Below are 19,223 nucleotides of genomic sequence, written 5' to 3' on the forward strand. Positions count from 1 at the left end.
GATGAACAGCTCCGCCCCCGTGCTTCGTACCGTCCTCGGAGACATCGTCCCCGACGCGGTACGCGGCCCCGCCCTGGCCCATGAACACCTCGTCCTCGACCTCGACCACCGGGGTGACGGCGGTGCCGTGCTCGCCGCCGGCCGGCACACCGCCGCCGTGACCGCCGAACTGACCGCACTCCGCGAGGAGTACGGGCTCGCCCTGGTCGTCGAGCTGACCTGTCGCGGCATGGGCCGCGACGTGCGCACCCTGGCCCGGATCTCCCGGGACGCCCAGGTCGCCGTCGTCGCCGCGACCGGCTGGTACTACGAGCCGTTCCACACCCCCGAGATCGACCGCGGCAGCGTCGGGGACCTCACCGCCACCCTCGTCCGCGAGATCGAGGACGGCATCGGCACCACGGGCGTCCGCCCCGGAGTCCTGGGCGAGATCGGCAGCCACGGGGACATCCCGACGCCACCCGAGAGCAAGGTGCTCCGCGCCTCGGCGCGGGCCGCCCTCGCCACCGGGCTCTCCGTCGCCACCCATGCCCAGCTCGGTCGCGGCGGCCTCGGCCAGCTGGAACTGCTCACCGGCGAGGGGCTGCCCCCGCACCGCATCGCGATCGGCCATCAGGATCTGCTGAACGACCCGGCGGTGCACCGGGAGCTGGCCGCGAGCGGCGCGTACGTCGCCTTCGACACCGTCGGCAAGGACGGCTACCAGAGCGACGACACCCGGCTGCGGCTCCTGCTCGCCCTCCTGGAAGCGGGGCACGCCGACCGGGCCCTGCTCAGCTGCGACATCTCCCGCCACGGCTACCTCGCCTCCGAGGGGGGCCAGGGTTACGGCCACCTCTTCGGGAGCTTCCTGCCCAAAGCCCGTGCGGCAGGCGTGGACGACGACCTCATCGACCTGCTGACCCGCCGCAATCCGCTGCGCTTCCTGAGCGGCGCGCACGTGGAAGAGAGCTGACCATGCACCCCGTACTCCCCCAGACGTTCCCGCTGCCGACCGTGGCCCCGGCGGACGCCGTCGCCCGGCAGTTCCGGCTCATCGAGGCCACCGCCCGCCACTTCGAGGGCCCGCAGCTGTTCGCCTCCGACGCCGGGGTCGTGCCCGGTCTCGGACGCCCCGCCACGACCGCCCGCGTCGAGTCCGTCCTGGCCGACTTCTTCGGCACCGAGGACGCCGCCTTCGTCCAGGGCGCGGGCACCGGCGCGATCCGGGCCGCCCTCACAGCCGCCGTCCGGCCGGGCGACCCCCTCCTCATCCACCGGGCGCCCGTCTACCGAACGACCGAGGTGACACTGCGCGGCCTCGGGGCCCGGACCGTCGAGGCCGACTTCAACGACCCCGATGAGCTACGCGAGGCGCTGGAGTCGGGCCGGTTCCGCTGGGCCTACGTCCAGCACACCCGGCAGCGGCTCGCCGACTCGTACGACCCCGGCGCGGTCCTCTCCGCCTGCCGGGCCGCCGGCGTCCGTACCGTCGTCGACGACAACTACGCCGTGATGCGCACTCCGGCCGCCGGGGTCGAACTGGGCGCCGACGCCTCCTGCTTTTCCCTGTTCAAGCTGCACGGCCCGGAGGGCGTCGGCATCGTCGTCGGCGCCCGGGACCTGGTCGAGCACATCCGCCGCGACAACTACTCGGGGGGCGGCCAGGTCCAGGGCCACCAGGCACTCGACGCGCTGCGCGCGCTCACCCACGTACCGCTCATGTGGTCCGTGCAGTCCCAGGTCGGCGCCGAGGTCGCCGAGCGGCTGACCGCGGGCGAGGTGCCCGGCGTCGCCGAGGTCCGGCTCGCCAACGCGCAGGACCGGTGCCTGCTCGTCCGGCTCGACCGGCCCGTCGCCAGGGAACTGCCCGCCGTCGCCGCCCGCTTCGGCGCGGCCCCGTACCCCGTCGGTTCCAACTCCCGCTACGAGATCACGCCGCTCTTCTACCGGATGTCCAGCTCCGCCCTGGACGACACCCCCGAACTGGCCGACTGGACCGTGCGCATCAACCCGATGCGGGCGGGCGCGGACCTCGTCATCGAGATCCTGCGCCGCTCACTGGCCGCGCTGAACGATCCGAAGGGCCACTGACCGTGTTTCTCGACACCGTACTGACCCGTAATCCCGGGCTCGTCGAGGCCGCGGCCGCACTCCACGACGAGGGCGCCATCCCGCCGGACACCTATGTGATGGACCTGGACGCCGTTGAGGCCAACGCCGCGCTGCTGGCCGCCGAGGCAGAACGGCTGGGCGTCTCCCTCTGGTTCGTCGTCAAGCAGCTCGGCCGCAACCCGGAACTGATCCGGGCCGTCGCCCGGCACATTCCCCGGTACGCCGCCATCGACCCGCCGGAGGCGCGCACCCTGCACGCCTCCGGCGCCCGTGCCGGCAACCTCGGCCACCTCGTCCAGATCCCGCGCCGCGCCCTGCCCGAGCTGCTGGCGTGGCGTCCCGAGACCGTCACCGTCTACGACCTGGACAACGCCCGCGCGGTCTCCGACGCCGCGAGGCGGCTGGGGTTCGTCCAGGACATCCTGATCCGTCTCGAAGGCGCCGAGGGAAGCATCTACCCCGGCCAGGAGGGCGGCGTCCCGCTCAACCGGCTCGACGCCTTCGCCGAGGCCGCCGAACGGCTTCCCGGCGTCCGGATCGCGGGGGTCACCGCCTTCCCGTGCGTGCTGTGCGACCCGGCCTCCGGTGCCCCGTACGCCACGCCCAACTTCGCCCTCGCCCTGAAGGCCCGCGACACGCTCGCCGGCCGCGGCCACGCGAATCTCAGGCTGAGCGCCCCCAGCGCCACCTCGATGGCCTCCCTGCCGCTGCTCGCCGGCCTCGGCGCCACCCACGGCGAGCCGGGCCACGCCCTGACCGGCACGACTCCGCTGCACGCCCTCGACCCGGCGCAGCCCGAGACCCCCGCCTACGTGTACGTCACCGAGGTCGCCCACACCCTGGACGACGGCCGCCCCGCCGTCTTCGGCGGCGGGTTCTACGCCCGCTCCCACATCAGGAGCGCCCTGCTGCCGCGCACCGGGGCACGTCTGAACGTGCTGGACGCACCCGCCGAGAACATCGACTACTACCGGCTGCTCGACGCGCCCGCCCCCGGACAGGACGTCCGCATCGGCGACACCGCGCTGCTCGCCTTCCGCACCCAGATCTTCGTCACCCGCTCGACCGTCGCCGTCGTCTCCGGAATCTCATCCGGGACGCCCCGTCTCAACGGTCTGTACGACGCCCAGGGCCGGTCCCTGAGCTGAGGAGGCACCCCATGGCCAAGACCGTCATCGTCGTGATCGACGGATTCGGCATCGGCGCCATGCCCGACGCGGGCACCGCGCGTCCCGGCGATCCGACCGCCGACACCTGCGGACATGTGCTGGACCACTGCCGGGAGACGTTCGGCCGGCCGTTGCGGCTGCCCGTGCTGGGTTCGCTCGGCCTCGGGCTCGTCCACCCCCACCCCGATCTCGCCCGGCGCACCCATCTGCCCGTCGCCGCCGGCCGGGCCGCCCTCGGCTATCCGGGCGCCGACACCTTCGCCGGCCACCAGACCATGATGGGGGCCGACTTCAGCCGGGTGACCGTCGCCCGGCTCGCCGACCACCTCGACGAGGTGACCGCCGCCCTCGAAGCGGCCGGTCACCGGGTCGGCCGGCTGGACGGCAGGCCGCTCCTGGTCATCGACGGCTCGGTGCTGGTCCACGACAACCTGGAGGCCGACCCGGGCATCAACTGGAACGCCTCCGGGAGGCTGGAGGACCTGCCATTCGACGGGCCGGGCGGCATTCTCGCCGTGGCCCGCACGGTGCGCGCCGCCGCTCCCGTGGCACGGGTCATCGCGGTGGGCGGACACGCGGACGGCCCGCTGGAGCGCTTCGTACGGGCCGGCGAAGAGGGCACGGTCGGCCTCGACACCCCCGCCACCGGCTTCTATCGCAACGGCGGCCTCGAAGTGCAGCACCTGGGCGCCCGGATCGACCACACCCGCCAGCTTCCCGACCTGGCGGCCCGCGCGGGCATCCCGGTCACCCTGGTGGGGAAGGCCGCCGACATCCTGGCCTGCGAGACTGCGGCCCGGCACGCGGCCGTGGACACCGCCGACGTCCTCACGCACACCCTCGAAGCGGTACGCGCCTGCGGCGACGGCCTGGTGATCTCCAACATCCAGGAGACGGACCTGGCCGGGCACCAGCAGGACACGGAGCGCTACGGACGCCTCCTGGAACAGACCGACGCGGGTCTGGCCGCGCTCGTCGCCCTGCTCGACGCGCCGGGCGACCGCCTCATCGTGACCGGCGACCACGGCAACGACCCGACGGCCGGGCACGCCTTCCACACCCGTGAGTACGTCCCCGTGCTCATCCACCGGCCCGGCGCGGACGGCGTGGAGCTGCTGCCTGACGCGGAGAGCCTCGCGGATGTCGGCGCGACGGCCGCCGTGTCCCTGGGGCTGGACCCGGAGAGCCTGGCAAACGGCCGGGAGTTGCGGACGGGCCGAGGGGCCGCAGCCTAGGGACGGCCCCGGCTCGTTCGCGCCGGCCCGGCTTCCCACACCACCGAGGAGGCCACGATGCGTCAGGGAGGGATCCGCGATCCCTGGATAACCGCGGCCTTCATCCGGCCTTCGGGCCGGGCGATCGTTGAGGGGCAGGCGGCGACGGACCGGCCGGTCCGCCCGCACCCCGAACCGAATGGAGTCACCATGACCCGCATCGCCCTGATCACCGGCGCCAACCGGGGCCTCGGCCGCAGCACCGCCCTGCACCTCGCCGAGGCCGGTACCGACCTGATCCTCACCTACCGCTCGCACGCCGACGAGGCCGAGGCCGTCGCGGAGGCGGCCAGGAAGCTGGGCCGCACGGTGATCGCCCTGCGGCTGGACACCGGGGACACCGCCGAGATCCCCGCCTTCACCGCGCAGGTGCGTCAGGCCCTGGACCGGGAGTGGCGCCGCGACGACCTCGACATCCTCGTCAACAACGCCGGCCACGGAGTGCACGCGCCGTTCGAGGAGACCACCGAGGAACAGTTCGACGGGCTGATGGATGTCCACGTCAAGGGCGTCTTCTTCCTCACCCAGGCCCTGCTGCCCCTGATCAAGGACGGTGGCCGCATCCTCAACGTCTCCACCGGCCTGACCCGCTTCATCGCCGCCCCGACCGCCGCGTACGCCGCAGCCAAGGGTGCCGTGGAGGTCCTGACCCGCTACCTTGCCAAGGAGCTGGGGCCGCGCGGCATCGCGGTCAACGCCCTCGCACCGGGTGCCACGGGCACCGACTTCGGTGGCGGTGGGGTCCGTGACGATGACGGTATGCGCTCCATGCTGAGTGGTGTCACCGCGATGGGCCGGCCCGGCGAGCCCGACGACATCGGCGCCGCCGCTGCCGCACTGCTCACCGAAGGCACCTCCTGGATCACCGGGCAGCGCATCGAGGCGTCGGGCGGCATGCTGCTCTGAGGGCCCCGGCCCGCCCTGGCCGACCCGCAACCCGCACTACCGCGCCCCGGACGTCAGGCACCAGGGCGGCAAGGAGACAGGAACAGTGGACCGAGCTCAACTCGCGGACTTCCTGCGCACCCGGCGCGAAGCCCTGCAACCGGAGGACGTCGGACTGCCCCGCGGGCCGCGCCGCCGCACCCGTGGCCTGCGCCGGGAGGAGGCGGCGACGCTGAGCGGTATGTCGACCGACTACTACAGCCGGCTGGAGCAGCAGCGCGGGCCTCAGCCCTCGGAGCCGATGCTCGCCGCCATCGCCCGCGGTTTGCGCCTCTCCCTCGCCGAGCGCGACCACCTGTTCCGTATCGCCGGCCACAACACCCCCTCCCGCCCCAGTAACCTGCGCTCCGACCACATCACGCCCGGCCTGATGCGCATCCTCGGGCGGTTGGACGACACCCCGGCGCAGGTCGTCAGCGATGTAGCGGAGACCCTCGCCCAGACACCGGCGGCCACCGCGCTCCTCGGCGACCAGACACAATTCACCGGCCCTGAACGCAGTCTCACCTATCGGTGGTTCACCGATCCCGCCGCCCGGCTGGTGTATCCGGAGGAGGACCACCCGCTGCACAGCCGTTTCTTCACCTCCGGTCTGCGCGCCGCCTACTCACGGCAGGGCCCGGGCGGCCGTGCCGAGCACCTGCGCGACCTCCTGTTGGAGCGCAGCGCGGAGTTCGCGGGCCTGTGGAGCGCACACGAGATCGACGTACCGCGCGTGGACCCCAAGCTGGTACGCCACCCCGAGCTAGGAGTTCTCACCCTCCAGTGCCAGGTCCTGCTGGACCCGGAGCAGAACCAGACCTTGCTGGTGTACACCGCCACCCCGGGTTCGGCGGACGACGAGAAGCTGCGGCTGCTGCCGGTGCTGGGAGCGCGGACGGCGGGCACCTGACAGCGCCCGGGAGGCGCCATATCCTCCGTCGACTACGTCGATGTGCACCGGACCCCACTCTCGGCTCCGACACCTGCGGTGGCTGCACAGGTGTAGCAGCTCCGGTCCGGGGCCAACGTGGTGGTGTCCGCGGCCCGGGGCTCGGTGTCGTCGACGGTGCGCCCGCGGTTGTCGCACAGGGGTGCAGAGGCGGAAACTTGGCGTACGCCTTCGCCGGCAGCCGTACGCCGACCAGTGCCTCGGGACCGGAAGGTCTCCCGCAGTGCGCACGAGCGCACTGGATGGCGCGCCTTTCCCGGGCGGGCAGTGCAACACCAAGACCGGCACCACCAGGCGAAGCGGCGGCCTCCGCGGAACGACTGCTGGACCTTTTGCGCTCGTTGTGAATCCGGCACGACATCTGGCGAACGGCGTCTCTACTCTGGTCGCAGCGAGAATGCGCGCGTTCCCGCAGGTTGCGGTGCCGTGGCAGAGCGGCCCATTGCGATCGCCGTGGGCGAGGTCCCTCCCACGGCGACTGACGGAGCCGGGGCGGGCCTGCCCCCATCTGTCCGCGGGTTCGAATCCCGTCGGCACCGCAACCGACCCGCACATGGTCCGGTGCCCGGCTCCACAGCGTCGCGACAGGTCCACAAACGTTGGATCGGAACCAGCTCCGCTCCAAGAGGTGCCCCTCCGTACGGTCGGCATCGGCCGCCGGGCCGGAAGACGAGCTCCACCTGCCGCTCGGACACGAGCGAGTCCTCGACGGGCCCGATCCCGTCCGAGCCGCGCACCGGCGACTACCCCCTGGGCGGCTGCGGAATTGAGGGGGCGCGATTCGCTCAGTGCACGTCGAAGTCGTAGCCGTGCCGGATGTCGGCCGAGCAGCTGAAGACTCGCAGGTCGCCCCATCTGCCTACCGTGATGCCTGTGGTGGCGTCACTGGCGACAGTGAACAGGAGCGTCATCTCCGCACCGCACTGCCGGCAGAGAATGGTGTAGGGCTCGGTCAGGTGCCAGGTCGGCCAACCGCCGAACTTGCATCCCGCGACACGCGTGATGATGTCTTCCCCGCCCTCCTCCCCGCCGGTCTCCTCGACCAACCGACGCACGTCTTCCCGAAGGCCCCCCGGAAGTTCCTGCGGATAGGGAAAGTCCGTCAGGGGGATCGGTGTCAGCAGGCACGGGAGCGGGGTGAAGCCGTAGTCGTCGTCCTCCTGGCGCACAGGTGCCGGGGGCCGGAAAGGCGCTGGCGTCAGGTCCGCCGCCCGCCGCCAGCGAATCTCCACCACCGGACTCGCATCGGCCTGCGGGAACGGAGGGTCCCAGTGCGTGTTCGGGCACCACAGCAACTGGAACACGTCGGCGCCCTCGGGCCACCATTGCCCCGGTGCGTCCCGCCGGAACACCTGCACCACAGGCAACATCGCGGCAGGAGGCAGTCCGGTCGGGGCCCGCTCGTCCGGTACGGAACAGTGCGGCCAGGGTTCGTCCCCCGGCCAGAGCAACGGCCCGGCGACCGAACTGTCGTACGGGCCAGGCATTCCGGGCGTCGGGTGGAGCACTATCGCAGGCCGCCCGTAGGGCGCAAGGCCGGGTACGGACTGGAGTATCGCTTCCGTGGACGGCCGGTTCGAGTACGGCAGCATGCCCCGATCCTAGGACGCCACCTCCTTCGACGAGCTTGCGCTCCCGGCACGTGGTGCACATTCGACTGCAGAACGGCACACCGGCTATGCCAGTCAGGTCGTCGCCACCTGTGGCTTCCCGCACCGATGGTCCGCCGCACTCGCCTGCTCGACCTGGTCAACGCCATGGACACGAGTTCGCCGCCGCTGTCTTCGGCTTGGATGCCGATGCCACCGTGATCTGTCGGTCCGACCGCATGGGAGCGATTCGCTTGTCGGAGGGGGCGCCGGCCGACGCCTGATCACTGATCAGAGTGCGTACGGGCAGAGAGCGATCTGCTCGCGCTCCACGAAGAGCTCGACCCACGTACCGGCAACACCCCCGGGCAGCGGATCAGCAAGGTCCAGCGGAATCTGCGAGCCATCGAAGTCCAGCATGGCGGCGCCGTCCACGGTGAGGTCCAGCCGCCCGCGTAGGACAACGCAGTGCCCGCCAGGTCGGACCTCCGGTCCGACGCCGACAGCCGGTTTCGCGTTCCGCCCCCAGGCGATGTCTTCATCGACCGTCCACTCAACGTGGTACGGGCCCGGCTTCGCGGCCGGGTCACCGCACCAGCGGACCGCTGTCGAGCCGAACGGCGTCCGAACCTGGGCCAGCCAGGGGCTCCAGGGAAACTTTGCGACCTTCACCAGTTCGACCAGCATCGTTCGATGATGCAGCATCCGTGTTCCAGCCGGAACTCCTGAGGTGTCGGCGCTGCCTGGAACAGGTTCGCCGGCACACAAGCCGGCAACCGGCTGCCAGCACTTCGAGCCGGAAGGCTCACGGGATTCAACAGCGTGCGGCGCCCGGCACAGCACGATCAAGGCCCCGCTTACCAGCTGGTTGCCAGAGACGGTTACGCCGTGGGCCGCCGGGCGTACACCTCTATCTCGATCTTCATCCGGGGATCGGCGAGGCCGCACATGAGCATGGTGGCGGCCGGCCGAACATCGCCGAACGTGCGCCGCAGCACCGGCCAGCAGGGTTCGAAGTCGGCGCGGTCGGGGAGCAGGTACCGGACCCTCACCACGTCGGCGAAGGTGCACCCCGCCTCGGCCAGGGCGGCCTCGATGTTACGCAGGCACTGGTCGGCCTGCTCCACCACGTCGTCGGAAATCGTCATGGTGGTGTAGTCGAAGCCGGTCGTCCCGGAGACGTGAACCCAGTCGCCGTCGATCACCGCTCGGGCGTAGCCGATCTGTTCCTCGAACGTCGAGCCGCTGAGAAGAGAACGTCGCTCTGTCATGCGCCGAACGCTAAGCGACCAGGAGTGATACGTCTAATACGCCATCAGGCGCGGAGTGATACTTCTAGGCGTATGGAGCGCCCCGAACTACCCCTGCCGCAGCTGTACGCCTTCGCCGTGCTCGCCGAAGAACTCCACTTCGGCCGTGCAGCCGCCCGCCTGGGCATCGCCCAGCCCCCGCTGAGCCAGCAGATCCGCCGCCTGGAGGACAAGGTCGGCTACGCACTGTTCAGCCGCGAGCCCGGACGCGTCAGCCTCACCCCGGCGGGACGAGAACTCCTCCCCGCCGCCCGGTATGCCCTCGCCCACCTCGCCGAGGGGCTGACCGCAGCCCGGGAAGTCGGCAGTGGCAGGGCCGGCCGGCTGCGCATCGGATTCGCTGCCTCCCTCGCTCTCACCGTCCTCCCCAGCCTGCTGCGCACCTTCCGGGAACGGTCTCCGGCTGTGCATCTGGACATCCAGGAGATGACCACCACGCCGCAGCTGGCCGCCCTGCGGGAACGGACGATCGACATCGGCCTGTTGCGGGAGCCACCTGCCCATGACCCGGAGCTCGCGTTCAAGACCGTACTGGCCGAACCATTCGTGGCAGTCCTGCCCGCCTCGCACCCGCTCGCGGCACAACGAACCGTCCGAGTGGCGCAGCTGGCGCCTTGTCCGTTCGTGCTCCTTCCTCGTGCCGCCGGTCCGCCGCTGTACGACCAGATCGCCGGTCTCTGCATCGCTGCGGGGTTCACCCCCCAGGTGACTCAGCACGCTGTGGAATGGCAGACCGTGTGCGCCTTGGTGGAAACCGGTCTGGGCGTGTCACTGGCCCCGCAGAGCATCCGCCGGATCCGTCTCAAGGGCGTCGCCTTCCGCAGGATCGATGCCGGTGCCGCGCGCACACGTGTCGCCGTTGCGTGGCGCAAAGATGACTCCAGCCCTCTGATCCCAGGCATCATGGCGGCCCTTGACCAAGGTCTCCCGAGGGAGCGCTGACGACTTCCGGCAGAGTGGCAGGCAGTCGCGGTAACCGCTTCACTCCCCAGGGCACCTTCAGCCGACCATCGAGTGGCTGGCTCTGCCTCACCGACGAACCCGTCCCCGGTGGCTTGCGCGCCGCCGTCGACGACCCGGGCACCGACGAGCGCGCGCACGCCATGGACGCCCTGCCCTGAATGGCCGCTGCCGACGGATCCGGCGAAGCGGGACTGCACCGCTGCGCACAGGAGATGCTCCACCTCGCCCAGCCCGATCCTGGGCAGTGACCGAACGGCCAGGCGAGCACGTATCAGGATCGCCCGTCCCAAGCCGGAAGTCCGGCGGCGGTGACGATGCTGCGGACGCCCGGATCCGCCCGCCGGGCCGGGAGCGTCTGGTCAACGACGACCGAGCAGCCGGCCCACTGCCCGCCGCACTCCTCGACCATCGAGCGCACCGCCGACGCCTGCGGATCTTCCCCGGTGAGAAGACCACCCGGCGCAGCGCCCCCGACTACCTGGGCACATGCCAGGAACCGCGCCTTCAGTGGCAGAGGCTCTACGGTAGCCACGGCGGCGCCACGCTACGCCGTAGTCGAGAGTGCTTCCGCGGTGGCGCGGGCGAAGCCTTCCGGGTTGTCCAGCATGATGTTGTGCCCGCAGTCCGGGACAGAGACCACGCTCACGCCGGCTTCGACGAGCGCCGCCGTGCCGGGAAGCGGGCCGTCGGCCTCGGGTAGCAGGTAGGTCCGAGGAATTCTCAGGTCCAACAACTGCTCGCGCATGATGGGATCGGTCCCGCGGGCGAGGTGGACCGCGCTGCGATGCAGGGCCTCTCGGTCCGCCAGGCGCATCGTGGTCCACCAGTGGGCACCGGCCCGGTCCCGGATCTCCCTCCAGCCGTCCGCCAGGAAGTCCTTTTCCGAGTAGGCGGCGATGCCGCTGCTGCCCACCGCGCCGGGTTCGGGCGGAATCGGGTCGAGATTGGCGTCGACCAGGACCAGACGGGCGACCAGGTGGGGGTACCGGACGGCGAGAACGATGGCCACCGAGCCCCCCATACTGTGCGCGATCACCTCGGCACATGTGACGTCAGCGTTGATCAGGGCTGCGGCGAGGGCGTCGGGGTGCGCCTCCAGGGTGTATGCGAAGTGCGCAGGCCGGTCACTGAGGCCGTGTCCGAGCAGGTCGATCAGAAGCGAACGACGTCCGGCCAGCAACGGATGAACGGCAACTTCCGAGAAGTAGACCGGCGACGTGGCGCCCAACCGTGATCGTCCACCGCCACGACCACCCGGCTGCGGGCGGCCACCTGGCCGAGATGGCTTCGATGCTCAGCAGCCTGGCGACCTCGTCATCGGTGGCCGCCGCGCCCAACGGCCCTCTGCGCTTCCGTCTGTTGATCACGCAGGGACCGCTGCCCCACGCAGCATGCCGACCGGATCCGCTTGGCCCTCTTCCCACGCATGGCGGCAAGACCGTGACAGGTTCGGTCCGCCCGGTCCTGGCCTGGCGTCCCGGCCCGGAGGTGCGACTCAGAGGTCGCTGTCGATGCCGGTGACCGCAGGCGGGCCAAGAGGGGCGTCGGATTCTTCGATTCCTGCCTTCTTCAAGGCTGCGGAAAGAATCCTGCTGGCGTTCAATTCTGCCTCATACCGATCCGGGGCTTCGACTTCCAGCCGGACGGAGAAGGTGCCGTCTTCGTTGACGGAAGCAGATCCAAGCCCTCGCTCTCGCTCACGTCCGTGTGCTGTGAAGCCAGAGCACTTTCCAGGGCGGACCGTGTGGAGTCAGTGATATCAACACCGAACGTGCCGGGAACGGTGATGACAAAGCTAGTCATGGTGGCTCCTCGATGGCGTGAGGTATGTGGGCCAGTACAAGGGGTGAGGTGCTTCGTTCGCCATGCCTCCGGGCCGGCTGCTTACTGGTCCCTCTCCTCGAAGACCCGCCGCGCTACAGCTGCCTCATCATCCACCAAGCCCGGCTTTTCGGGCAGTCCCAGTACGGCACCGCAGTTCTCGCACAGTTTTTCTTCGCCGGCAGGCCTGCCGCACGCCTTGCAGAACCGTTGAGCTTGCCGGCCTTCTTCTCCTACTGCCATGACGTTTCCGTCCTCTGTCGCATGCGAATGAGTACACAGCACGGGTACCCATTCGCAGTCTTCTGATGCGCAGGGCGGCGCGGCCGATTCCGGCGTTTGTGGCCGTACGTTCACTGTGCGTCTCGACCCTCGCGGGGAAACGCCTCATACAGGGCATCGGCATGCACCGCGTCCCACTGGCTGATGAGCAGGCGCTCCACGCCACCACCGTACCGGCGCAATTCGTTTTCCTGTCCTTTGTCAAGCTCGACCCGGACATGTGGATTCGCGCGTACGGCTTCGGCCTCGCCGCGCACCATTTCGAACCAGATACCGCGTACGGCGTACCGCAGGTCGTTGCCCCGTCCGATCCGCCCGGGATACGTGAGTCTCGTCCCGCCCGACACCGAGGTGCACTTCCACTACGACACCACGCCCTGCCGGCACCTCTACGCCCACTTCATGTTGCCTGGCGATGGCGAGCGGCGGCACGTTCCGGCGGTGCAGGATGCGGGCGCTGACGCCGCGCTGCTCAACGGCCTGCTGCGGCAGACAGTCGCGGCCTCAACAAGACCTGCCGGAAGGAACTGGGCTCCTCACCCCGCGCGGTCAGACAGTCGGCACGGGAATCGCCGTCAGCACATCGGTCCCGGCCGGCCTCCTGAACCTTCGGGCTGCTCGTGCAGGCCGCCATGTCGGTCCAGCTCGGTAGCGGCGCGGGCGACGGTGATGCGTTCGGCGACGGACCAGCTGGGCCCGTGGGCGAGGCACGAGTCTTCCGCCCGGCCGCGGACGGCCGGGCGGAAGGCCCTTCTCAGGAGGTGGGGCGGTCCAGCTGTCGCTTCAGCCGGACCTCGGTCACGCTCACGCCCTGCGGTGCGCCGAACGCCTGGACCATGACGCCGTGGCCGATGTCGGTGACCTCCAGGGCCAGGTGGTCGGCCCCCACCCGCAGGTCGAGTCTCGACACGGGCTTGCCCGCGAAGTCCGGCATGCGGTGGATTCGCGCTCCGGGGTACCTCAGGGCCGTCAGCCCGGTCAGCATCTGCTCGTAGGTAACCGTTTCCGCCCCGGAGAACGCCTTGCTGATCCGCAACTGGTGCCTCTGGGCGGCACACTCCTCCGCCGGAGTCAGGGCCACCGGGTCAGCTGCGAAGGGCTGGGTGGGGCCAGGAGTCGGTGCAGAGGTCACATGGCCGTCGGCTCTGTAGACCTTCGGTTCGCAGCTCTGCGCGATGAGATCGGCCAGCTCCAGGAATTGCGCCTCGGCCTCGCCGGCGCGCGTCACGGCAGTGGCCTCCCTGGCAGTCCGCGCGATGGAAGCGCGGGAGGTGGTGTGGATGACGGAGGTGCGGGCTGAGGGGGTGGAGGCTGCGGTGGTGGCAGAGGTGCGGGCGGTGGCGTGGGCGTTCGGGGTGCCGATGGCGGTGAGAACGACGGCGCTGCCGAGTACGGCGGTGAGCAGGGGCTTCGGAAGACGAATCGATTGCATGTGGGTACCTTGCGGGCCACTCGTTACGAGGCACCTGAGTATGCGTACTCATTCCGCCCGGTGCGTGTGGTCACGGCGGGCGTCCCCCGGCTCGCCGTGACCCTGGTGCGACGCCGGATGGGTGGGCAGTGGCCGAGTCAGCGCTGCCGCCGGGGGTAGACGCGAGACATAGACGCCGGAACGGTGAAGGGAACACCATGGGGGAATCGCTGCGCGCAGTGGGTTGGGCGCGGTCACTGCCTCTCCACAGTGAAGTCAGGAACGCGCGGGAATGGGCACGTGGGCATTTGGAGACGCTGCCGTGGGCCGACGGCGCCTCAGAGGTGATCGACGACGTACTGCTGACCGTCTCGGAGCTGGTCACCAATGCCCACGTACACGCCGACAGCAGCGCACAGTTGGTGATGACGTGGGACGAGCGCTGTCTGCACGTCGCCGTCCACGACTCCTCGACCACGCTGCCCACGCCGCGGCCACCGAGCCCGGACCGGCCGGGCGGTCGGGGCATGTTCCTCGTCGACGCCCTGGCCGACTGCTGGGAGACCCGCCCCTGCAATGACGGCAAAATGGTGATCGCGTGCTTCCGCCCGCCCCTGGCGGGCCATGACGAGGATTGATCCAGGACGCCGGGCTGCGTAATGAGGGCTTGGAACCCATACGCCGGGGTGGTGGGCTAGGGGCTGGAAAATCCAGCCGGCCGGACATGAACGAACTGGCCACCATTGTCTGTGAGTACGCTCCCCACCCGGCCTGGGGGTTGTGCTCATGGTCGGCCAGAGCTTCGAGGTCCGCAGAGAGCCGGTCGGCAAACGGCTGACCGCGGGGCGGGGCGTCCCATGGCCGTCAGGCTCGCCGGCCGGGGCCCGTAGCGCACTGTCAGAGGTGCGGGCCGGACTCGTTGCCCGGGGCGAAGAAGTCGGCCAAGGCTTCGGAGAGAGGGCCGGGGGCCTGCTCGGCCACGTGGTGGCCGGCGTCGATGCCGTGTCCCCGGACATCATCGGCCCAGTCGCGCCAGATGGCGCGCGGGTCGCCGTACAGGTCTTCCAGGTCGTCCCGCAGCGACCACAGGACCAGGGTGGGGCACTCGATGCGTGCACCGCGAGCCCGGTCCGCCTCCTCGTGCCGCCGGTCGACGGTCAGCCCGGCGCGATAGTCCTCCAGCATGGCGCGGACGACCTCCGGGTTCCTGGTGGCCGCCCGCCACTCGTCGTGATTCGCCTGCCCCATGACCGAGGGGTCGCCGCGGTACCAGGCGTCGGGGTCGGCGTTGATGACGCGTTCCGGGATCTCCGGCTGAGCGAAGAAGAACCAGTGCCACCACGCGGTGGCGAAGCGGGCATCCGCGCGCGCCAGGTGCTCGCTCAGGGGCAGGCCGTCCAGGAATGCCACCCGGGTCACCGCAGACGGGTGGTCCAGCACCAGCCGGAGCGCCACGGCCGCTCCGCGGTCATGGCCCGCGAGCCCGAAGCGCTGATGTCCCAGCACTCGCATGACCTCGACCAGGTCCCCGGCCACGGCCCGCTTGGAGTGCGGGACGTGGTCAGGAGCAGGCGCCGGGCCGCGGGAGCGCCCGTAACCCCGTAGGTCGGGACAGATGACCGTGAAGCCGCGGCGAACGAGGAGGGGCGCGACCTTGTGCCAGGTCGCCGACGTGCGCGGATGGCCGTGCAGCAGCAGAAGCGGCGGGCCCTCTCCCCCGAAACGGACGAAGATGGAAGCCTCACCGATGTCCACCGTCCTGGTGGCGAAATCATCGAACACACCTTCCTCGTTCCCGCTCCGGGGCACCGCACACGGTCAGAGCTCGGCTGCGTCCGGCAGCCGAAGCCCTGATTGTGGCCTCGGAGGCATGTACACCGTGAGCGTCACGTGACGGGGCTTTCTGCCTGCTGAGCACGTTGCCGGGGTCTGGTCTCGGGAACGACGGGACGGGCTGGGCTATCCTCCGCGCATGCGTGAACAGTTCACCGGCTGGCCGGAGCAGGCCATGGACGTCCTGTGGCAGCTCCAGGGTGAACCGACGAGAGAGACCAGGGAACGGTGTCGTGCGGACCGGGAGCGTCTGGTCCGGCAGCCGATGATCGCCCTGCTCAACGAGGTGGCGGACGCCGATCCCCGGTACGAGGACTTCTCCGTCTGGCATTACCGTACCGGCTCCTGGTGGTGGCAACACCAGAGCGGCGTGATCAGGCTCGGCCGCAAGGTCGAGATCAATGTGCGGTTCTCCCTGGACGGTCTGTGGGTCCAGGGTGCCTGGTGGTATCCGGACCCCGGGCAGGTCGACGGGTTCCGCAGGGCCGTGGCCTCCGAAGGGAGCGGCCGCGAACTGGCGGCCATCGTCGAGGAAGTGCGGCATAAGGGCTACGACATCTCCGGGGACATGATGAAGCGTCCCCCGCGTGGCCATCCGGCGGACCACCCTCGTGCGGACCTGCTGCGCCACCGTTCACTGATCGCCGCCCGTTCCCTCGGCCGCGAGGAGTGGCTGCACACTCCCGAAGCCGTCGAGCGGGTGCTTGCGGCCGCCACCGATCTGGACGCCTTGCTGAAGTGGCTGACCCGCCACGTCAACCGCACCGCCTGACGTCGCTTTCGGGCCGGTGGAGGGCCCGCGCGTCAGGGCGCCGGGCACATGGACGGGCGCTTGTGTACGGGGCCCTCCCGGTGAGTGACCGGGAGGGCCCGTCGCGTCCCGGGTTCCCGCCTACGCGGCCTGGGCGAGTTCGACGCGTCCGAACAGCAGGGCGTAGCCGGAGGGGAGTTGGCGGAGGATGCGGGTGATCAGGTCAGGGCCCGCGCATGCGGCGACGGCCGCGAAGACGGATCCGGTGTCCCAGCGGGTGGGAGCCAGGGCGGCGCCGGAGCGGGTGGCCAGGTCCTTGACGAATGCCCAGCCGGTCAGCGGCTGGGTGCTGGGCACCTGCGCGGTCATGACCCGTGCGGCCTCGATGGGGAGGCAGGCGGCCAGGTCGACGCGCTCGTCTCCGGTCAGTTGGCGTCCCAGGCCCGCGAGGACCAGGCGGACGGCTTCGTCGGCCCGCTCGCGGGTGGGGTAGGCGCCTTCGTAGCGCACTTTCTCCAGCAGCTGTTCGTACGCCGTCCCGTACCGCTGCTGGTGGCCGAGCGGTGCGCGTACGTCGATGGTCACTGCGGTCTATGCCTTTCTCGCAGCCGAAGTGGAGTGGTGTGGTGTGGGTCGTAGCCGGCGGGGAGCTGGAGCAGGGTCTCCAGGAACGCGGAGGGCGGTGGCCGGCGGTTCAGGTGCCCGCCCTCCGCTCGTGCCCGGCCGGCCTCAGCCGGAGATCTCCTGGTGTCCGGAGCCGACGCCGACCGAGATCTTGCGGGGCTTGGCACGCTCGGCGATCGGGATCCGCAGGGTGAGAACACCTGCGTCGTAGTGGGCCTGGATGCGCTCGGTGTCGAGGGTGTCGGCGAGCACGATCTGGCGCGAGAAGACTCCCAGCGGCCGCTCGGACAGCTCGATCTGCACGTCGTCGGACTTGGCCACCGGCCGACGCTCGGCCTTGACGGTGAGCATGTTCCGCTCGACATCGACATCGATCGCGTCCGGGGCGACGCCGGGCAGGTCGAAAGCCACCACATACTCGTCGCCCTCGCGATAGGCGTCCATCGGCATCACCGACGGCCTCGACCAGGTGCCCGGGCTCGTCATCTGCTGTGCCAGCCGGTCCAGCTCACGGAAGGGGTCAGTGCGCATCAACATGGGGAAACACCTCCAGCGGGTTCAGGCAGTTGCTGCCAATGCGCCTCACTGACACCGTTGTAACATGTCATCCATTGGATGACAAACTTCATCGTCATCCAATGGATGACACACGTGAAGGAGGGGCCCATGGCCTCGGCCGATCAGCCGTCCTCGCCCAGCACCGGCACTCACAGCCCGGTGTCGTTCCTCGCCGCCGCCGCGGCTCTGCAAACCATCGACGACGCCCTGCGCGAAGCCCGGCACGGGGCTCCCGACGCGCCGGCTCCCGGCCCCGAGCAGGCACTCGCCTCGTTGTCGCTGCTGCGACAGGTGCGCGAGCAACTGGCCGGATGGGAGACCGGCCTGATCGAAACCGCCCGCGACGCGGGGGCGAGCTGGGCGGATCTCGCCTCCCCCCTGGGTGTCGCCAGCCGGCAGGCCGCCGAGCGCCGCTACCTGCGGGGCCGCCCCGGACCGGCAGGTACGACCGGCGAGCAGCGCGTCCAGGCCACCCGCCAGGCCCGGGCGGCCGACCGCGACACCGCCGTCTGGGCCCGGCGCAACGCGGCCGACCTGCGCCGTCTCGCCGGTCAGATCATCGCGCTCACCGACCTTCCGCCCGCAGCCCATCGGCCTGTCGGTGAGCTCCGCGCAGCCCTCGCCCACGACGACCCCGCCGACCTGATCGCCCCGTTGGCCGCCACCCGGCACCACCTGACCGGTACCCACCGCGACCTGGCCGCCCAGACGGACGACCTCACACCCCCCTGACGACAGCGTCCCCCCGCCCGCCCCGATGCGATGCTCCGGCGGGCCGACGCGCGGGTCAGCGGTACCGGCAACTCGGTGTTCGGCAACTCGGCGTTCGGCGGCGCGCGTTGCGGCTGCCGGGGCCGCTGCCCGTGCAACGCGAGGCGGTCGATGTGCTCGGGCCCGGCACCGTACGAGGCCGCACGCTGGGGCCGTTGACGGCTACTCCTCGGGCTCCCAGGCGATCAGCTGCTCGGAACACCCGTGTATCGCCCTCGGTCTTCAGGTCGTTCAGCGCGAGGCGGCCCCAGACGAAGAGGAGCAGTCGCTCTGCGGTGCCGGTGGCCGAAGTGGAGGCGGGCGGGGCGTCGTCCGTCAGGGGTGCGGGCCAGGCGCCGGTGCCGTCCGGCGTGAGGAGCCAGGAGCGGCATGGGCCGCACGGCGCCGCGGCGAGCTGGGCGTCGTAGGGGTGCACCAGCACCTCGCGCACCCGGCGCCGGGCAACACCCCACGCAGCGGCGGGCGACACGCCGGCGCTCCATCACGTCCGGCACGCGCGCTCCGGGCCGGCCTCGCGCGGCGCACTCAGCAGCAGCTCGTTCGACTCGGCGTACCGGGCCGGCAGCGCCCCGGGCTCGTCCGGCGCCTGTACGGCGCCCTTGGCCGGCGGAGCCTCGGCCGGGCCCGCAGCGACGATCGCGGCCCGCCAGCGCCGGCCCGTACCCAGGTGCCGCACCAGATCGAGCACCGTCCACCCCGGGCAGGACGGGACCGGCACGTCGAGTCCGGGCGCGGCGGCGGCCGCACTCCGGAACGCGGCCGAGCGCTCGTCGACCATGTGCAGCAGGGCGGAAAACTCAAGGGTGTCTGTCACATCGCCGGCTATCACCCGGCCCGGGCCAACCGCACCCCATGGCCGCGGTCGTTGCCCGGAAAATTGTGTCGGCGGCGAGGCGG

At 70.7% G+C, this 19,223-nt stretch carries 20 protein-coding genes, 1 tRNA gene and 1 pseudogene; 12 read left to right on the plus strand and 10 right to left on the minus strand.

Translation table 11 applies throughout. From position 1 onward, the window contains the following. The first annotated feature begins 1 nt into the window (after position 1). From ABZ565_RS04410 to ABZ565_RS04440, 7 genes are all read left to right on the plus strand, one after another. Entirely contained in the window at positions 2–955 is a 954-nt protein-coding gene (locus tag ABZ565_RS04410; RefSeq protein ID WP_361020316.1) for a phosphotriesterase, read from the plus strand. Between the two features lie 2 nt (positions 956–957). After that, positions 958–2,073 (plus strand): aminotransferase class V-fold PLP-dependent enzyme, encoded by a 1,116-nt coding sequence (locus ABZ565_RS04415; protein ID WP_361020318.1) that lies wholly within the window; start codon positions 958–960, stop codon positions 2,071–2,073. A gap of 2 nt (positions 2,074–2,075) precedes the next feature. Then, on the plus strand, positions 2,076–3,242 hold the full coding sequence (locus tag ABZ565_RS04420) for an alanine racemase (RefSeq protein ID WP_361020320.1): 1,167 nt from the start codon (positions 2,076–2,078) through the stop codon (positions 3,240–3,242). Between the two features lie 11 nt (positions 3,243–3,253). Continuing rightward, on the plus strand, positions 3,254–4,498 hold the full coding sequence (locus ABZ565_RS04425; protein WP_361020322.1) for a phosphopentomutase: 1,245 nt from the start codon (positions 3,254–3,256) through the stop codon (positions 4,496–4,498). 189 nt (positions 4,499–4,687) lie between these two features. Further along, positions 4,688–5,443, plus strand: coding sequence for an SDR family oxidoreductase (locus ABZ565_RS04430; protein ID WP_361020323.1), 756 nt, complete (start codon positions 4,688–4,690; stop codon positions 5,441–5,443). A gap of 85 nt (positions 5,444–5,528) precedes the next feature. Next, positions 5,529–6,374: a helix-turn-helix transcriptional regulator gene (locus tag ABZ565_RS04435; protein WP_361020325.1), complete on the plus strand. Its 846-nt coding sequence runs from the start codon at positions 5,529–5,531 to the stop codon at positions 6,372–6,374. A 459-nt stretch (positions 6,375–6,833) separates the two neighbouring features. After that, positions 6,834–6,952, plus strand: a tRNA-Gly gene (locus ABZ565_RS04440). 246 nt (positions 6,953–7,198) lie between these two features. On the opposite strand, the gene ABZ565_RS04445 is transcribed toward ABZ565_RS04440, so the two are convergent. The 3 genes from ABZ565_RS04445 to ABZ565_RS04455 form a co-directional block, all read right to left on the minus strand. Continuing rightward, positions 7,199–7,783, minus strand: coding sequence for a hypothetical protein (locus ABZ565_RS04445; RefSeq protein WP_361020327.1), 585 nt, complete (start codon positions 7,781–7,783; stop codon positions 7,199–7,201). 510 nt (positions 7,784–8,293) lie between these two features. Further along, entirely contained in the window at positions 8,294–8,689 is a 396-nt protein-coding gene (locus tag ABZ565_RS04450; protein WP_361020329.1) for a hypothetical protein, read from the minus strand. Between the two features lie 194 nt (positions 8,690–8,883). Then, entirely contained in the window at positions 8,884–9,273 is a 390-nt protein-coding gene (locus ABZ565_RS04455) for a RidA family protein (RefSeq protein ID WP_361020331.1), read from the minus strand. 72 nt (positions 9,274–9,345) lie between these two features. Here ABZ565_RS04455 and ABZ565_RS04460 point away from each other — a divergent pair, with 72 nt between their 5' ends. Both ABZ565_RS04460 and ABZ565_RS04465 read left to right on the plus strand, forming a co-directional pair. Further along, the gene (locus tag ABZ565_RS04460) at positions 9,346–10,254 is read left to right on the plus strand and encodes a LysR substrate-binding domain-containing protein (RefSeq protein ID WP_361020333.1); all 909 of its coding nucleotides are present in this window, start codon (positions 9,346–9,348) and stop codon (positions 10,252–10,254) included. A 14-nt stretch (positions 10,255–10,268) separates the two neighbouring features. Then, the gene (locus tag ABZ565_RS04465; protein ID WP_361020335.1) at positions 10,269–10,433 is read left to right on the plus strand and encodes a hypothetical protein; all 165 of its coding nucleotides are present in this window, start codon (positions 10,269–10,271) and stop codon (positions 10,431–10,433) included. A 386-nt stretch (positions 10,434–10,819) separates the two neighbouring features. On the opposite strand, the gene ABZ565_RS04470 is transcribed toward ABZ565_RS04465, so the two are convergent. The 3 genes from ABZ565_RS04470 to ABZ565_RS04480 all read right to left on the minus strand — a co-directional run bounded on the left by ABZ565_RS04470 (position 10,820) and on the right by ABZ565_RS04480 (position 13,810). Further along, a complete protein-coding gene (locus tag ABZ565_RS04470; RefSeq protein WP_361020337.1) occupies positions 10,820–11,503 on the minus strand; it encodes an alpha/beta hydrolase in 684 nt (227 codons plus the stop codon). Positions 11,504–12,449: 946 nt separating this feature from the next. Further along, positions 12,450–12,638: a hypothetical protein gene (locus ABZ565_RS04475; RefSeq protein WP_361020338.1), complete on the minus strand. Its 189-nt coding sequence runs from the start codon at positions 12,636–12,638 to the stop codon at positions 12,450–12,452. 494 nt (positions 12,639–13,132) lie between these two features. Then, a complete protein-coding gene (locus ABZ565_RS04480; RefSeq protein ID WP_361020340.1) occupies positions 13,133–13,810 on the minus strand; it encodes a hypothetical protein in 678 nt (225 codons plus the stop codon). A gap of 197 nt (positions 13,811–14,007) precedes the next feature. Here ABZ565_RS04480 and ABZ565_RS04485 point away from each other — a divergent pair, with 197 nt between their 5' ends. Further along, positions 14,008–14,427, plus strand: a complete 420-nt coding sequence (locus ABZ565_RS04485; protein WP_361020342.1) for an ATP-binding protein — start codon at positions 14,008–14,010, stop codon at positions 14,425–14,427. A 259-nt stretch (positions 14,428–14,686) separates the two neighbouring features. Here the strand turns inward: ABZ565_RS04485 and ABZ565_RS04490 are convergent, their stop codons facing one another. Beyond that, on the minus strand, positions 14,687–15,571 hold the full coding sequence (locus ABZ565_RS04490; protein WP_361020344.1) for an alpha/beta hydrolase: 885 nt from the start codon (positions 15,569–15,571) through the stop codon (positions 14,687–14,689). Positions 15,572–15,761: 190 nt separating this feature from the next. On the opposite strand from ABZ565_RS04490, the gene ABZ565_RS04495 reads away from it, so the two are divergent. Continuing rightward, positions 15,762–16,394, plus strand: a complete 633-nt coding sequence (locus ABZ565_RS04495) for a DUF2461 family protein (protein ID WP_361020345.1) — start codon at positions 15,762–15,764, stop codon at positions 16,392–16,394. Between the two features lie 120 nt (positions 16,395–16,514). Here the strand turns inward: ABZ565_RS04495 and ABZ565_RS04500 are convergent, their stop codons facing one another. Further along, entirely contained in the window at positions 16,515–16,958 is a 444-nt protein-coding gene (locus tag ABZ565_RS04500) for a DUF2267 domain-containing protein (RefSeq protein WP_361020347.1), read from the minus strand. A gap of 144 nt (positions 16,959–17,102) precedes the next feature. Then, positions 17,103–17,534: an Hsp20/alpha crystallin family protein gene (locus ABZ565_RS04505; RefSeq protein WP_361020349.1), complete on the minus strand. Its 432-nt coding sequence runs from the start codon at positions 17,532–17,534 to the stop codon at positions 17,103–17,105. Positions 17,535–17,663: 129 nt separating this feature from the next. Here ABZ565_RS04505 and ABZ565_RS04510 point away from each other — a divergent pair, with 129 nt between their 5' ends. Beyond that, positions 17,664–18,287, plus strand: coding sequence for a type III effector protein (locus ABZ565_RS04510; RefSeq protein WP_361020351.1), 624 nt, complete (start codon positions 17,664–17,666; stop codon positions 18,285–18,287). Positions 18,288–18,488: 201 nt separating this feature from the next. Here the strand turns inward: ABZ565_RS04510 and ABZ565_RS04515 are convergent. Further along, a pseudogene (locus tag ABZ565_RS04515) lies at positions 18,489–19,140 on the minus strand (maleylpyruvate isomerase N-terminal domain-containing protein). Between the last annotated feature and the right edge of the window lie 83 nt (positions 19,141–19,223).

It is taken from the genome of Streptomyces sp. NPDC016469, assembly GCF_040632905.1.
Taxonomy (GTDB): Bacteria; Actinomycetota; Actinomycetes; order Streptomycetales; family Streptomycetaceae; genus Streptomyces.

Bases quoted from the DNA above. Each gene is read 5' to 3' on its own strand.
- ABZ565_RS04410 (WP_361020316.1), top strand. From the start codon at position 2: ATGAACAGCTCCGCCCCCGTGCTTCGTACCGTCCTCGGAGACATCGTC.
- ABZ565_RS04415 (WP_361020318.1), top strand. From the start codon at position 958: ATGCACCCCGTACTCCCCCAGACGTTCCCGCTGCCGACCGTGGCCCCG.
- ABZ565_RS04425 (WP_361020322.1), top strand. From the start codon at position 3,254: ATGGCCAAGACCGTCATCGTCGTGATCGACGGATTCGGCATCGGCGCC.
- ABZ565_RS04430 (WP_361020323.1), top strand. From the start codon at position 4,688: ATGACCCGCATCGCCCTGATCACCGGCGCCAACCGGGGCCTCGGCCGC.
- ABZ565_RS04445 (WP_361020327.1), bottom strand. From the start codon at position 7,783: ATGTTGCCTGTGGTGCAGGTGTTCCGGCGGGACGCACCGGGGCAATGG.
- ABZ565_RS04450 (WP_361020329.1), bottom strand. From the start codon at position 8,689: ATGCTGGTCGAACTGGTGAAGGTCGCAAAGTTTCCCTGGAGCCCCTGG.
- ABZ565_RS04455 (WP_361020331.1), bottom strand. From the start codon at position 9,273: ATGACAGAGCGACGTTCTCTTCTCAGCGGCTCGACGTTCGAGGAACAG.
- ABZ565_RS04460 (WP_361020333.1), top strand. From the start codon at position 9,346: ATGGAGCGCCCCGAACTACCCCTGCCGCAGCTGTACGCCTTCGCCGTG.
- ABZ565_RS04475 (WP_361020338.1), bottom strand. From the start codon at position 12,638: ATGGTGCGCGGCGAGGCCGAAGCCGTACGCGCGAATCCACATGTCCGG.
- ABZ565_RS04480 (WP_361020340.1), bottom strand. From the start codon at position 13,810: ATGCAATCGATTCGTCTTCCGAAGCCCCTGCTCACCGCCGTACTCGGC.
- ABZ565_RS04485 (WP_361020342.1), top strand. From the start codon at position 14,008: ATGGGGGAATCGCTGCGCGCAGTGGGTTGGGCGCGGTCACTGCCTCTC.
- ABZ565_RS04495 (WP_361020345.1), top strand. From the start codon at position 15,762: ATGCGTGAACAGTTCACCGGCTGGCCGGAGCAGGCCATGGACGTCCTG.
- ABZ565_RS04505 (WP_361020349.1), bottom strand. From the start codon at position 17,534: ATGTTGATGCGCACTGACCCCTTCCGTGAGCTGGACCGGCTGGCACAG.
- ABZ565_RS04510 (WP_361020351.1), top strand. From the start codon at position 17,664: ATGGCCTCGGCCGATCAGCCGTCCTCGCCCAGCACCGGCACTCACAGC.